At 44.2% G+C, this 14,153-nt stretch carries 15 protein-coding genes; all 15 read right to left on the bottom strand.

Features of this window, described 5'->3' with window-relative positions:
• Nucleotides 1-10 precede the first annotated feature (10 nt).
• The 15 genes from LYZ37_RS17590 to LYZ37_RS17520 all read right to left on the bottom strand — a co-directional run bounded on the left by LYZ37_RS17590 (nucleotide 11) and on the right by LYZ37_RS17520 (nucleotide 14,152).
• Nucleotides 11-457, bottom strand: coding sequence for a GNAT family N-acetyltransferase (locus LYZ37_RS17590; RefSeq protein WP_272788138.1), 447 nt, complete (start codon nucleotides 455-457; stop codon nucleotides 11-13).
• On the bottom strand, nucleotides 454-1,068 hold the full coding sequence (locus LYZ37_RS17585; RefSeq protein ID WP_272788137.1) for a class I SAM-dependent methyltransferase: 615 nt from the start codon (nucleotides 1,066-1,068) through the stop codon (nucleotides 454-456). The genes LYZ37_RS17590 and LYZ37_RS17585 overlap by 4 nt, the downstream gene beginning before the upstream one ends.
• 56 nt (nucleotides 1,069-1,124) lie before the next feature.
• Entirely contained in the window at nucleotides 1,125-1,616 is a 492-nt protein-coding gene (locus LYZ37_RS17580) for a GNAT family N-acetyltransferase (protein WP_272788136.1), read from the bottom strand.
• Nucleotides 1,617-1,677: 61 nt separating this feature from the next.
• Entirely contained in the window at nucleotides 1,678-2,052 is a 375-nt protein-coding gene (locus LYZ37_RS17575) for a nuclear transport factor 2 family protein (protein WP_272788135.1), read from the bottom strand.
• 24 nt (nucleotides 2,053-2,076) lie between these two features.
• Complete coding sequence (locus tag LYZ37_RS17570) at nucleotides 2,077-2,541, bottom strand: hypothetical protein (protein WP_272788134.1); 465 nt, start codon at nucleotides 2,539-2,541, stop codon at nucleotides 2,077-2,079.
• 211 nt (nucleotides 2,542-2,752) lie between these two features.
• Nucleotides 2,753-3,106, bottom strand: coding sequence for a 50S ribosomal protein L20 (gene rplT, locus LYZ37_RS17565; protein WP_004401084.1), 354 nt, complete (start codon nucleotides 3,104-3,106; stop codon nucleotides 2,753-2,755).
• A 41-nt stretch (nucleotides 3,107-3,147) separates the two neighbouring features.
• On the bottom strand, nucleotides 3,148-3,342 hold the full coding sequence (gene rpmI / locus LYZ37_RS17560; protein WP_004411425.1) for a 50S ribosomal protein L35: 195 nt from the start codon (nucleotides 3,340-3,342) through the stop codon (nucleotides 3,148-3,150).
• 106 nt (nucleotides 3,343-3,448) lie between these two features.
• Nucleotides 3,449-4,000: a translation initiation factor IF-3 gene (gene infC, locus LYZ37_RS17555; protein WP_071881323.1), complete on the bottom strand. Its 552-nt coding sequence runs from the start codon at nucleotides 3,998-4,000 to the stop codon at nucleotides 3,449-3,451.
• A gap of 3 nt (nucleotides 4,001-4,003) precedes the next feature.
• Nucleotides 4,004-5,932 carry a threonine--tRNA ligase gene (thrS, locus tag LYZ37_RS17550; RefSeq protein ID WP_272788133.1) on the bottom strand — a complete coding sequence of 643 codons (1,929 nt, stop codon included), beginning with the start codon at nucleotides 5,930-5,932 and terminating at the stop codon, nucleotides 4,004-4,006.
• Between the two features lie 213 nt (nucleotides 5,933-6,145).
• The gene (locus tag LYZ37_RS17545; protein WP_272788132.1) at nucleotides 6,146-7,645 is read right to left on the bottom strand and encodes an NAD(P)H-hydrate dehydratase; all 1,500 of its coding nucleotides are present in this window, start codon (nucleotides 7,643-7,645) and stop codon (nucleotides 6,146-6,148) included.
• Between the two features lie 85 nt (nucleotides 7,646-7,730).
• On the bottom strand, nucleotides 7,731-8,171 hold the full coding sequence (locus tag LYZ37_RS17540) for a PAS domain-containing protein (protein WP_272788131.1): 441 nt from the start codon (nucleotides 8,169-8,171) through the stop codon (nucleotides 7,731-7,733).
• Nucleotides 8,171-9,175 (bottom strand): response regulator, encoded by a 1,005-nt coding sequence (locus LYZ37_RS17535; RefSeq protein ID WP_272788130.1) that lies wholly within the window; start codon nucleotides 9,173-9,175, stop codon nucleotides 8,171-8,173. Before LYZ37_RS17535 ends, LYZ37_RS17540 begins: the two co-directional genes overlap by 1 nt.
• A gap of 127 nt (nucleotides 9,176-9,302) precedes the next feature.
• The gene (locus LYZ37_RS17530; protein WP_272788129.1) at nucleotides 9,303-10,433 is read right to left on the bottom strand and encodes a response regulator; all 1,131 of its coding nucleotides are present in this window, start codon (nucleotides 10,431-10,433) and stop codon (nucleotides 9,303-9,305) included.
• Entirely contained in the window at nucleotides 10,426-13,575 is a 3,150-nt protein-coding gene (locus LYZ37_RS17525; RefSeq protein ID WP_272788128.1) for a hybrid sensor histidine kinase/response regulator, read from the bottom strand. Before LYZ37_RS17525 ends, LYZ37_RS17530 begins: the two co-directional genes overlap by 8 nt.
• Nucleotides 13,568-14,152: a SpoIIE family protein phosphatase gene (locus LYZ37_RS17520; protein ID WP_272788127.1), complete on the bottom strand. Its 585-nt coding sequence runs from the start codon at nucleotides 14,150-14,152 to the stop codon at nucleotides 13,568-13,570. Before LYZ37_RS17520 ends, LYZ37_RS17525 begins: the two co-directional genes overlap by 8 nt.
• Between the last annotated feature and the right edge of the window lies 1 nt (nucleotide 14,153).

The following is a 14,153-nucleotide window of genomic DNA, read 5'->3' as shown; positions in this document are numbered from 1 at the left end:
TTGTTTGTTCTTATAACTGTATGTATAACCTCAACATATCCTTATGTTGAATGCCAGACTCAAAAATAGCTTCAGCGTAGTTATCTACAAAGTGATCTTTAACCACGCTATCGACTCTAAAACCTAGCCTTTGATAATAAGTCAGTTGATAACCAAACGTTCCCGTCCCTAACTCGACTCGCTTGACACCTTTATTGCTTAGCTCAGCGAGCGCATACCTAAGTAGCTTCGAACCGATACCTTTCTGCTGACATTCTGGTAGCACTGAAACATTAAAGATTTCTGCAAGTACGCCGCTTAATGGCTTTACTACACATGCAGCGACCATTCTCTTGTTCTTTAAAGCGACAAAGCACCAAGACTCACTAAGATACGTTGCAATGCTTTTCTCACTGGGATCAGCCTCAAGCAATAAATCCATCGGTACCTTTGTTGGCAAAGTTTCTTTAAATATCATGGCTTACTCTTAGAAAGCTTTTCGACAATCAAATAAGTATGAAGCTCTGGGTATTGGTCAAATTCGAGATGTCGAACCATACAGCCTAGCTCAATAAACAAACTTAAAAAGCCATTGGTTCCGAGTGACGAGTAATAGACTTCTGGCCCCATAAAGCTATTGGTGTGAAAGCCCTCTTCACTTGTACCGCCAAATGAGAAGATGAAGAGACCGCCGATATTGAGACTATCGACAATCTTGGTCATAACATGGCGCTGTTGATCTAAAGGAATATGCCAAATACTGTCCCAAGCGGTAATGAAGTCGTATTTTTCATCAAATTCGTACTGACAAATATCGGCGTTGATAAACTCAACCTGTGGGTGTTTCTCTTTGGCTAGCGCCAGCATCTCACTTGATACGTCCATACCTGACGGAGTGAACCCTTCGCTCGATAACAATTCAATAAATCGTCCGGTACAACCACAGCCAATATCTAGAGCTTTTCCGCGTTTCTCCGTAAACGAAATGGCACGCTTGTGTTGCTCAATACCATTCTCTAAGTTGAACTGTTCACCTTGCCAAATGTGAGTAATTTGGTCGTATGCCTTGCCTATTTGTTCTGGCTTCATGTCGGTTTCTACCGTTTCCTTTATTTGTCACGACTCTCGTGATTTCTTAGCACAACTTAGTTAAGCTCTAACTGCCAATAACCTACGGAGATATGTTGTTCAAACTTGAATCCAATATTGGCAAACTCACCAACTTTTCTAAACCCCATCTTCTCATGTAATGCCACACTAGACGGGTTTGGCAGCGCAATAGTTCCTATCGCGTTTTTAATGCCGAGTTCACGTAATTGAGCAATCAGAGCAGTATAGAGCTTTTGCCCCGCCCCTCTGCCTTTCGCATCACTAGATAGATAAATAGATGGTTCAACCGTATAGCGATAAGCACTGCGAGGTTTCCACTTAGCCGCATAAGCATACCCTAGGGGTTGGCCCGCCTCTTCGAGCACAATCCAAGGTAGCTCTGCAGAGAGAACGGCATCAATCCTCACCTTCATCTCTTCTATAGAAACTGACTCTTCTTCGAATGAGATAGCCGTCGTGGCGATGTAATGATTGTAGATATCCGCAATCCATTGAGCATCTGAGAGCTGCACTTGTCTTAGTTCCATTTGTCCTCCTTGACCAATAGCTCGCTATTCATCCTACACTCGATTGAGCTAAGAGATAAACCTAAGAATCAATTTCAAATGCAGGGCAAGGTGTCCCTTGATGATATTTCAGTTGCCAGTTACATCCGGTGAATGCCCAAATCGATGACCGTTTGGCATAGCTACTAATTTCGCCATCCGCAGAGATTAATGCTGATTTATACAGAAGAAGCTGAACGGAAGGTTCGAGTTGAATGCATTCATAATCCTGTGAATGGATGATAACTTGAGAAGGTTCTTCAGCCTCCATCATTTCACTGATCGTCTCAAAATCAAAACTAGTACCCGATTTCCCTACTTCACGAAATGTCGGATGAATTAGTCGTTCTCTTTCAGCTTTGTCTTTCCGAACTGAAAACTGATGTAGCGCTTTTTCTTGTTCAATCAGAATATCCATTTCCTATCCCCTCGTTCGGCTGCTTTACTTTTGACCAATGTGATTAGAGAGCATCACAAGAAGCTTGAAGATGTTGTGTAATCGAACCCCTAATCGTAATGGCTTGGCATTATCTTTGATAGTGATGGCGGCTTTAATTGCTGAAATCTTGGCGTAAATGCTTTCAATCACTTGCTGAGTCTCCCACCCATGGTAGCGCTCAAGCTGTTTGATTCCTTTAGTGCTGGCTGCATCTATTTTGGAGCGATTGAGTGAGTTAAAGTTAAACCCTTGCTGCAATGCGTTTCGATAGGCTGATTCTTTAATTTGTGGAATGAGATCTTCATACCCCGAGCGCGTCTCAACATACAAACGAATAAGCTCGATGTTTTCTTGCAGTTCCACAGCAACCGTTCGTTTCAGTCCGCGATTACCTGCAATCCATTTATACAACGAGCTCGCGACTTTCTCTGCACTACTCGCCGCTTCAAATGCTTCCTTTGCCCGCATACTACCCTCACTGTTCATATAGCCTATTGTCATAGATGCATAATAGGTTGAATGCAAAATATTAAGTGATTTCAGTAGGTTTGCAATAGGTGGAGTGACGATGAATGATTGGTTAATCGAATTTGAGTGGATAAATGCGCAAAGCGCAAAATCTAGATACAAAAAGGAGAGCCGAAGCTCTCCTTTTCTTAATCCTAAAAACTAACTCTAATTAAAGAGCAGCTTTCGCTTTTTCAACTAGAACTGCGAATGCAGCTTTGTCGAATACCGCGATGTCAGCAAGGATCTTACGGTCGATCTCGATAGATGCTTTCTTAAGACCGTTGATGAAACGGCTGTAAGATAGACCATTCTGACGAGATGCAGCGTTGATACGTGCAATCCATAGTTGACGGAATTGACGTTTCTTGTTGCGACGGTCACGGTAAGCGTATTGACCAGCTTTAGTAACTGCTTGGAAAGCTACGCGGTAAACACGTGAACGTGCACCGTAGTAACCTTTAGCTTGTTTTAGAACTTTCTTATGACGTGCACGAGCTTGTACACCACGTTTTACGCGAGGCATTATGCTTCTCCTAAACTAAACGATTAATAAACTAAAAAGAATTATGCGTATGGTAGCATACGAGCAACTGCAGCCACTTCACACTTAGGAAGGATTGCATTTGGACGAAGCTGACGCTTGTTCTTAGTAGTACGCTTAGTCAGGATGTGACGTTTAGTAGCGTGCTTAAACTTAATACCACCAGCAGTTTTCTTAAAACGCTTAGCAGCACCTTTGTTGGTTTTCATCTTAGGCATGATGAATAACTCCGCATTGTTGAGTTGTTTTAAACAATAGTAATTAGGGCGAACAAAACCCAGCCACCTTACGGCAGCTGAGTTTTCTTACTTGCAAAGCCGTTAATTACTTCTTTTTAGGGGCAAGAACCATGATCATCTGACGACCTTCGATCTTCTTAGGGAAAGATTCCACTACTGCTAAATCAACAGTGTCTTCCTTAAGACGATTTAGAACGTCAACACCGATCTCTTGGTGTGCCATTTCTCGGCCACGGAAGCGAATTGTTACCTTCACTTTGTTGCCTTCTTCAAGGAAACGCGTCAGGTTGCGTAGTTTTACCTGATAGTCTCCAATATCAGTTCCAGGACGGAATTTTACTTCCTTAATCTGGACCTGTTTTTGCTTTTTCTTCTGCTCTTTAGCAGATTTGCTCTTCTCAAAGAGGAATTTACCGTAGTCCATTACACGACATACTGGTGGCTCAGCGTTTGGACTGATTTCTACCAGATCCATACCTGCTTCTTCAGCTGCTGCTACTGCTTCTTGGATAGAAACAACACCAACTGATTCACCATCAGCGCCAGTTAAACGAACTTCACGAACGCCACGAATTTCACCGTTTAAACGATGAGCATTTTGTTTGGCCGGTACTTGGCCGCGTCTTCCGCCTTTAATAGTTTATTCCTCCAGATTGAGCTTACGGCTTGAGATCTCGTCTTGGATGTATGAGATAAAGTCATCCACTTTAAACTTGCCAAGATCTTTGCCTTTACGAGTACGTACTGCAATTTCACCAGCTTCCATTTCTTGGTCGCCACAAACAAGCATATACGGTACACGCTTCAAAGTATGTTCGCGGATTTTAAAGCCTATCTTCTCATTTCTCAAGTCCGCTTTAGCTCTAATTCCACATTTTTGTAGTTTTTGTGCCACTTCCTGAACATAATCTGACTGCTTATCAGTAATATTCATGATTACAGCCTGCTCTGGCGATAACCAAGTTGGGAAGAAGCCGTAGTATTCTTCGATCAAAATACCGATGAAACGCTCTAGTGAACCTAGAATAGCACGGTGAATCATAACTGGCACTTGGCGCTCGTTATTTTCATCCACGTAAGTAGCACCTAGACGACCCGGTAGGTTGAAGTCTAGCTGAACTGTACCACACTGCCATGCACGATCTAGACAATCGTAAAGCGTAAATTCAATCTTAGGACCATAGAACGCGCCTTCGCCTTCTTGAATCTCGTATGGAATATCCATTGATTCTAGAGATAGCTTAAGTGCTTCTTCAGATTGGTCCCAGATCTCATCTGAACCTACACGCTTTTCAGGGCGAGTAGATAGCTTAACCACGATGTTAGAGAAGCCGAATGTTTGGTATGTATCGTAAACCATCTTGATACAACCCGTTACTTCGTCTTGGATCTGGCTTTCAGTACAGAAGATGTGTGCATCGTCCTGTGTGAAGCCACGTACACGCATAATGCCGTGTAGTGCACCCGATGGCTCGTTACGGTGACAAGAGCCAAACTCTGCCATACGTAGCGGTAGATCACGGTAAGATTTCAGACCTTGGTTAAAGATCTGTACGTGACCTGGACAGTTCATCGGTTTAATCGCGTATTCACGGTTCTCAGAAGAAGTTGTGAACATCGCATCTGCGTATTTATCCCAGTGACCAGAGCGCTCCCAAAGAACGCGATCCATCATTAACGGACCTTTCACTTCTTGGTAATCGTACTCGGTCAGTTTTTGACGTACGAACACTTCTAGGTCACGGAAGATAGACCAACCATTATGATGCCAGAACACCATACCCGGTGCTTCTTGCTGCATGTGGAACAGATCTAACTGTTTACCGATTTTACGGTGGTCACGCTTCGCTGCTTCTTCTAAGCGAGTAAGGTGCGCTTTAAGCGCTTTTTTGTCATGGAAAGCAGTACCGTAGATACGTTGTAGCATCTTGTTGTCACTGTTACCACGCCAGTAAGCACCTGCTACGTTCAGTAGCGTGAAGTGCTGACAGAAACCCATATGTGGTACGTGTGGACCACGACACATATCGATGTATTCTTCATGATGGTAAAGACCTGGACGATCATCACGAGAAACGTTCTCGTCTAGGATTTCCATCTTGTATGTTTCACCGCGATCTTCAAATGCATCGCGAGCTTCCTGCCAGCTAACCTTTTTCTTGATGACTTGGTATTTGGTCTTAGCAAGCTCTTTCATACGCTTTTCAATCTTTTCTAGATCTTCTTGCGTTAGAGAGTGCTCAAGGTCGATATCGTAGTAGAAACCACTATCGATAGTTGGACCAATCGCCATTTTCGCTTCAGGGAAAAGCTGCTTGATCGCGTGACCAAGTAGGTGAGCACAAGAGTGGCGAACGATTTCTAGACCATCTACTTCATCTTTAACTGTGATGATTTCTAGGCTTGCATCTTGTTCGATAAGATCACAAGCATCAACACGGTTACCATCTACACGACCCGCGATGGTTGCTTTAGCAAGACCAGGACCGATAGATTGTGCGACATCAAGAGTAGAAACAGGGTTGTCAAATTGACGCTGACTGCCGTCAGGAAGAGTAATAATAGGCATTTAACTGTCCTTTACAGTGGTGTTGCACACCAAGCAACACATGCAATTTAAAACGTGTCTTTAACTTAGAATTCAAGGAGTAAAGACGAGAGTTCTTTTCCTTTTTCTGCGCAAATACGGATGCACAACTCAGGAACGAACGCGTATTGTAACGAATTAGTGTGAAATAACAATCGAAGTCACAGAATTGATTAAGAAAAGTTCAAAAATCATTCAAGCCAGCCAGTGATTAAGCACGCTTCGCGCCTCATCAATCACATCGCTCGCGAGCATACCGATTTGTCCTTTGTGCATGGCAATTTGGTCGGCGGCAACACTGTGTAATAGTACGCCGAACTTGGCTGCATTAGGCAATGACATTCCCCGAGCAACCAAGGCAGCGATAATCCCTGTTAACACATCCCCCATACCGCCAGTTGCCATTCCTGCGTTTCCGGCCTGACAAATTGAGATTTCAGCACCGTCAAAGATTAAGGTTCCTGCACCTTTTAAGACGATGATACCACCGTATTTTTTATGCAAATTTCTTACTGCTTGAAAGCAGTCTTGTTCGATGTCTGTGACACTGCACTTCAGAAGACGCGCTGCTTCACCTGGGTGGGGTGTGATAATTCGTAAATCATCGACCTTGGGTTGCTGCGCCAACAGATTGAGACCATCCGCATCGACAACTTTTGGTTTTTCTACTCGGCTAGCTGCTAAGAACATATCTTGTGCCCAGTTGTCAGTACCAAGCCCTGGTCCCACAGCAATGACATCAGCAAAATCTACCCCTTCCTTCAGAGCATCAGCTTCACCGCTCCACCCTAACGTCATTACTTCTGGGCAGGCAACCTGCAGTGGCAACGCCGAACTTGGGTGACATAATGTACGAATCAGGCCAGCCCCACTTCGCGCTCCCGCGGTTGCGCATAGACGAATCGCTCCTGCATAACCTTGATTGCCGCCTAGGCATAGCAAACGTCCATTGTGTCCTTTGTGGGCAGTCGCGATACGGGGTGGCATCGCTAAGCGAAATTGATCCGCATCGATAAATCGGCTACTGACTTCGACGCACTGCCTAAACTCACTCTCGACGCCTAAGCCCGCGTAGTGAAGCTCACCTGTATAGGCTCTCGCTTGTGCGGTTGTTAATCCCTGTTTTACGCCAATAAACGTTACCGTGTGTTTAGCAACGATTGCTTTTCCCAAGATTTGGCCTGTGTCGGTACACAAACCGGAAGGTGTATCTATCGCAACAACCGGAACTTGGCTGTCGTTGATCTTTGCGATTAGGTCTTGAAGGAGTTTCCTGACTTCTCCCGTAAGCCCAGTGCCCAATAGTCCATCAATCAACACATCCGCGCTGTTTTTCGACCAATCCAACGAATCGAATGATTGAATCTTTCCACCGCACTCCATCCACTCTTGTTTGGCTTTAGCCGCATCGCCAGATATTTTGGTCTCATCACCGAATAGATGAAGAGAAACATCTAATCCATCTGATTTGGCTAGTTTGGCGACGACAAAGCCATCTCCGCCATTGTTTCCCGTTCCAGCCATGATCAAGATGTGCTTTGCATGGGGAAACTTATCTCTCATCACTTGATAAGTTGCCAGCCCAGCCCGAAGCATGAGCGTATACATTTCGACGCCAGCGAGTTTAGCGGCTTGCTGTTCACCGTGCTTGACTTGTTGACCTGTGTAAAGCTCAAGAGGAAGTGTTGAGTTCATATATTCGACGGATTATAGGAAGATATTTAGAGCATAAACAACAACGCCAAGGATTTCCTTGGCGTTGATTACAGATTATTACTTTCTATTTTTGCTTCTTGGAGACAAGCGCCTCAGCGGTCGCATCTTGTATAGAGAGGAACAGAGAACGAATCTCCCCCGTCGGTGTACGCATCGGGTTAAGCGTGATGTTCTGGTACATAAAGTCGGCTTGTTGAGTCACAGGACGAACATTACGACACTTAAACAAGTAAGGACGCTGCTGCCAAGTAATGAAACTACGGCAGCCCAAATCATAAACAGGTTTGGTTTTTAACTTAAACCACTCCTGAGGGATTTCAGGAAACAGCTCAAACAGCGACTTTCCGATCGCATCATGTGCTTGAATGCCACTGTGATGAGTCATAAATCCATTCCAAACTTGGACGTTGTGGTCAGTATCGAGAACCACTAAGCCTAAGTCTACATTCTGCACCATATCCACCATCCAGTGGAACTGCTCAAATTCAGCTGGAAGAGATAACATTAGAAGTCCTCCATTAGGTACGAAAGTTTATTATCGAGAAGTGGTAACGACTCATCGACAAACATAAACAGTAAATCACAACGTATCGACGTTCCATCAATGTTGTAACTGACTTCAAACGTCATAGTTTTCTTGAAAACACCTGTGGTTGAGGAAATCACCGAATCAATAGAGATATGTTGACCTAATAAAACTGGTGAACTCTGGAAGAAACGTACCTCAGCTTGCTTACCTAAACCATTCAGGAAGGAGCCGACTAGGATGTTAGAGACATCCATTAAAAGCTCTAATTCTTCAAGCTCTTCACTATCGGCCGGCACTTTCATTAGTTTCTTAAGGTCGCTGACACTGGAGTCGCTCAAAAGTACCAGCGCTTCACCTGCTATACCTTCTCCGCTAAACCCTTGGCACACCCCTGAAACTTGATCGTTTTCCGCCAGATCTCGCAAAGCCATATGAAGTTCACTAACTTCTAGTATGTTCACATTTGGTAGAGGTAAATGGACAAACACATCAAAGTGTCTTGCCAACGCGTCAGCCGCTTGACCGATAGACACGTTCGCCACTTCCATATAAATGTCGCGGCGACGAAGTATAGGCAGTTCAACAGAAACAGGTGTGATAATTCGTGGTTGAGTTGGCGGCTCAACGAGCTCTTTGAGCACCTGATTTAATATATCTTTATCGATAGGTTTTTGGATGAACGCCTTTGCGCCTAGCGTCATCACTCGTTCTTTGGCTTTAGGTTGAATATCGCCTGAGACTACCACCACTGGTATATCAATACCTCGGTTACCAATCTCTTCCAACGTACCAAAACCATCCAACTCTGGCATGGTTAAATCCAAGAACATCAACTTGAATTCATTTTGTTCTAGCTGCTCTAAAGCATCCAATCCATGGACAGCAAAGGTAATATCAGCATTTAGCGAAGCAGGCAGTGAGCGAGCCATTTGCTTTCTCGCCAAAGCGGAGTCATCGCATATAAGTACCGGATAAGACATGCGTACACCTACTCCTATTTATGTAGTTTATTATTTGAGTGTAACAGAAGGTTTGCACACCCGGTACGCTAGGCGGCAAATTTCTTTTGAGTAAACAGTAGGTAAGACCACTAGACCAACATTAGGCTTACTCTTCACCACTCGCTTTTTGATTGAATGAGTCCTCGTCAAATCCTTCATCGCGAAACGTTGACGCAATCTCTCTGAATTTTTCTTCTATTGCTAAGAAGGTATCGACCATCAAGGGTTCGAAGTGGCTACCTGAGCCGTCAGCTATAATTCCTACCGCTTTCTCATGGGAAAAAGCCGGTTTATATACGCGCTCTGAAATTAGCGCATCATAGACATCAGCAACCGCCATAAGCCGCGCACTCAAAGGAATATCATAGCCTGATAAACCTTCCGGATAACCGCTGCCATCCCACTTTTCTTGGTGACTGTAGGCGATTTCTTTCGCTATCTGAAGAAAGTCACACTGGAAATCGATGGAATCTTCAACTGTAAGCAACACTGCCCGGCCAAGCGTGGTGTGAAACTTCATCAAATGAAACTCTTCATCGGTTAATTTTCCTGGCTTCAGCAGAACACTATCTGGAATACCAACTTTACCAATATCATGCAGTGGTGCGGATTTATAAAGTAACTCTATCGACTCTGCATTCAACTCATCTTGATAATGCCCATTCAACAATAACTGTTCTGCAAGTAGCTTCACGTAGTTTTGTGTTCGTCGAATATGGTTACCCGTCTCGTTATCCCGAGTTTCCGCTAATGAAGCCATTGCACCAATTGTCGCATCTTGCAGCATTTCTAACTCTCGGGTGCGTTTTTTCACCCGTTGTTCCAAGCTTTCGTTCTGCTCAGACAGCTCTTCCATCGTGAAACGTAGCTTGAGATGCGTGTTGATGCGCGACAACAAAGTCGGTGGACTGATCGGCTTAAGGATATAATCGACAGCTCCAACTTCGAAACCCCGTTGCTCATCTTCTATCTGAGTTTTAGCGGTAAGGAAGATAACCGGAATGTGCTGGGTTTTCGGGTTGGCTTTGAGGCGCTCGCAGACTTCATAGCCATCCATTTCAGGCATCATGATATCTAACAGAACAATGTCTGGGGAGTGATTTTCGCAGATAGCCAAGGCTTGTTGGCCACTTGTAGCCACAATGACTTTGTGGTGCGGCTTAAGTAGGCTACTTAAAAGCACCCGATTTTCAGCGTTGTCATCAACAACAAGTACACTTGATACCGAATCAGCCACTTGACTCTCCAAACACTTTCTCAATATCTAATGGATAGATACTGATTGCCTTTTTCAACGCCTTACTTGCGGCAAGAAAATCACAATCATGAATGTTCCGGCAGCAGGCTTCGAAGTTCTCCGACTCTAGTAAAGTATTGAGTCGTATGTAGTGCTCGTCAAGAAAGTCGATAGCACTGGAGTCAAATTCATTGAGTAGCATATCAAGGCGAGCGATCAACGCAACACTCTCGTCATCTAAATTCTCTTTAACTTCAGTAGGATAAGGCCGACCTAACCCTTTACATACCGCCATAAAGAACGGTTCTAAATGTGCTTTTAGCTCATCAACTAAATTGTCAAATTCCTGTGTAGGTTCACCATTGCCTAGTTGTGACTCTAGTCGCGCTGCAATATCAGATAATCGCGTTGCGCCTAAGTTGCCTGCCGAGCCTTTAAGTGTATGTACCAAGAGTTTCGCATGGGAGTACTCTTGCTTTTCAAGTGCTATGTCTAAGCGTTTGCAGAAATCATGTTCTTTATCAACAAGCTGAGAGAGCAATCTTTGATACAAGACTTCATTCCCCGCGACACGCATTAACCCACTCTTAGCGTCAAGCAACTCAATATCATGAATCGAGTAGCTCGTCGTTTCAGAACTGTCACTCTCTTGCTCTAAAACAACAAACTGCTGCCTAGCGTCATTCATGTCCAACTTGTCTACACAACAGCGCTTTATCGTCGAGTAAAGGGCATCAGGATCAATCGGTTTAGATACATGCTCATTCATACCTAAACTTAAACACCTTTCTCTCTCTTCAATCATCGCATGCGCAGTCATGGCAACCAGTGGAATGGCGTCGTATAACTCGTTGGACCGAATTTGGCGACTTGCCTCGTAACCATCCATAACTGGCATTTGCAGATCCATAAAGATTATGTCAAAGGCATCGCTGTTTTTTTCTAAGATTTGTAATGCTTCTAAGCCATTGTTTGCCACCGTGACATGAATCGCTTTGTCTTCCATCAGCTCAACCGCTATTTGCTGATTGATCTCATTGTCTTCAACGAGCAGCGCATTCAATCCGTTAAACATACTGCCGTCTTTTTCTGTCTTTGACTTATGACGAGCGCTTGACGATGAACCATTTGGCGAGAACAAATCCATTAACAGATCGAAGAGAAATGACTGCCCTATTGGTTTCGATAAAAATCCGGCAATATCTAAATCGTCTAGCTCATTGGATATGTCATCTTTGTCATAAGCGGTCACAATGACCATTTTGGGTTGATGTTGCGGTTTGATTTGTTGTCGGATCCGCTTAGTGGCTTCGATGCCACTCATTTCAGGCATCTTCCAATCCATGAACACTAGGTTATAGGGCTCTCCAGCCGCTGAGGCTTGCTCAAGCTCGTGTAGTGCTTTGTGCCCACTTGAGACCATGACTGGCTTGTTAGGCAGAATGTCTAGCAAGTCCTCCATAATAAGCAAAGCATGTTCATTATCATCTACCGCTAGCGCTTTTACTGATTGGAGCGTGTCTGGAACCACTAAGCATTTATTTTGATTTGATTCTTCGTATCCCACTAAGACATTAAAAGAAAAACAACTGCCCTTATCTGGCGTGCTGTCGACTCGAATGTCTCCCCCCATCAATTCCACAAGTCTTCGACAGATAGATAGACCCAGTCCGGTTCCCCCATAACGACGCGTCGTCGAACCGTCCGCTTGGGTAAACGCATTAAACAGCTTATCAACTTGTTCCTGAGACATACCAATCCCAGTATCCTGAACCTCTAAACATAGGAAGACTCGATGTTCTGATTCCGGACGAATAGTCACACTGACAGCTATCTCGCCTTGCTCTGTAAACTTAACCGCGTTGTTCACCAAGTTAATGATAATTTGCCCCAAGCGAAGTGGATCGCCTTTGATCACTTTAGGTACATCTTTAGAAACCTTAAATAACAGCTCTAGCCCTTTTTCAAACGCTTTTTGCCCCGTAACCATAGATACATTATGTAGAACATCATCGAGATAAAAGTCGATCTCTTCTATGCTGAGTTTGCCGGCTTCGATTTTGCTGAAGTCGAGGATGTCGTTGATGATACCGAGCAATAGAGAAGCCGAGTTATGGATCTTAGACAAATAATCGTGTTGCTTAGGTGAAAGGTCCGTTTTTAAAGCAAGGTGAGACATTCCAATAATCGCGTTCATTGGCGTGCGAATTTCATGGCTCATATTGGCTAAGAACATGGATTTTACTTCTACGGCTTCCTCTGCTTTCGCCCGTGCAACGGTAAGCTCTTCTTCGACTAACTTTCTCGACGTCACATCACGAAGAAACATCGCGGCGCAGCACTGGTCATCAAACCAAAAAATGCTGATACCCAAATCAATTGGAATCATTCTTCCATCTTTGGTGAACGTCTCAACCTCAAAGAACCCGCCACTGACCTTTTCTTGATCGTCAATAGAAAGCTCGCCACTGAGCACCTCTTCTAACTCTTCAGGCAACTCAATTTGAAGTAACTCGCATAAGTTCTTGCCGCTTACCTCTTGTGAAGTAAAACCGTAAGTCTCATGTGCCGTTTTGTTCCACATAATGATTTTCTGGTGTACGTCAATGATCACCACGCTCGACGGTGCACCATCTATAATGGTACTCGACAGGGCCTCAGAGGCTTTTAGGTCTTTGGTTCGGCGCTCAATTTCAGCCTCTAAACCTTGTTGATGCTCGGCTAAGGCTAGGTTTTTCAGTTGCAATTCTTCCAGCAACTCATCTCGTGACTTTTCTCCAAGTATGTTTGCTATGGCGGTATGTTGCGGGGCAGTAAGCGAGCCCCCTAATCGTATTCGCCAGATTAAACTCTGTTTTAAGATCTGGACATCGAGTATAGGAACGGCTAAATGGGGAATAGCTGTTGACAGTTCAGGACAACGCCATTCGAACATCAGCAATTCATCATCTACTGCCGCTATCAATTCAACTTTGTCTGTCAGCGTATAGAGATATCTTGGGATTTCGCTACCAAGCATTAGCAATTGGTCGCGTTCAAAGTGTTGGCAGCCAATAACATCTAATATCGACGCGATTTTTCTTCGCAGTGCAATTCTAGAAACGTCACTATTGGCAACGGTTAGGTGATATTGATTAGTCATGAGTGAACCTCACAACAATCGCGGTCGCATCATCAAAAGGTTTACTGAACGACTCAATAAAATAAGAGGAGATGTAATCCAAGGCCTTTCCATTGGCATGATCTAACTCAGCTTGGGAAATGTTCTCTTTGACGCCATCGGTGGTCAAGAGGAATGTCGAATCTTCAGAAAATTCGAATTCAAATTGCCTTAGATTGGGAAGTGTCTCACCGACAATCCCCGCTTGTGCATGAAAACTCGTTGCTTTGTCTCCAAGATGACGAATAAGAGTATTGCCAACACCCAAGCCATAACCTTTTAACTTGGTGGGTTCGAAAAAAACTATTGTCATCGCTGCGCCTAAACTTCCTACTAGGAATTGATGGGTTTGGCGCATCGTCCAATCAATATCAGCGCTAGCGAAATCATTAAGAAATTCTTCTATTTGTCGAGCCAGTTGGGCCGCTTTTACTCCATGACCTAAAACATCGATAATAGTGACCAACAGCCCGTTTTCTAGCTCACAGATATGGAAACCATCCCCGGCTTCCGGTTCATCTCGATATGGGACGCACTTAATGCTGTATTGAAATCCCATA

Source organism: Vibrio tubiashii, from assembly GCF_028551255.1.
GTDB lineage: Bacteria > Pseudomonadota > Gammaproteobacteria > Enterobacterales > Vibrionaceae > Vibrio > Vibrio tubiashii_B.
The sequence above is the reverse complement of the archived record's forward strand: the minus strand, read 5'-3'. Positions and strand labels throughout refer to the sequence as shown.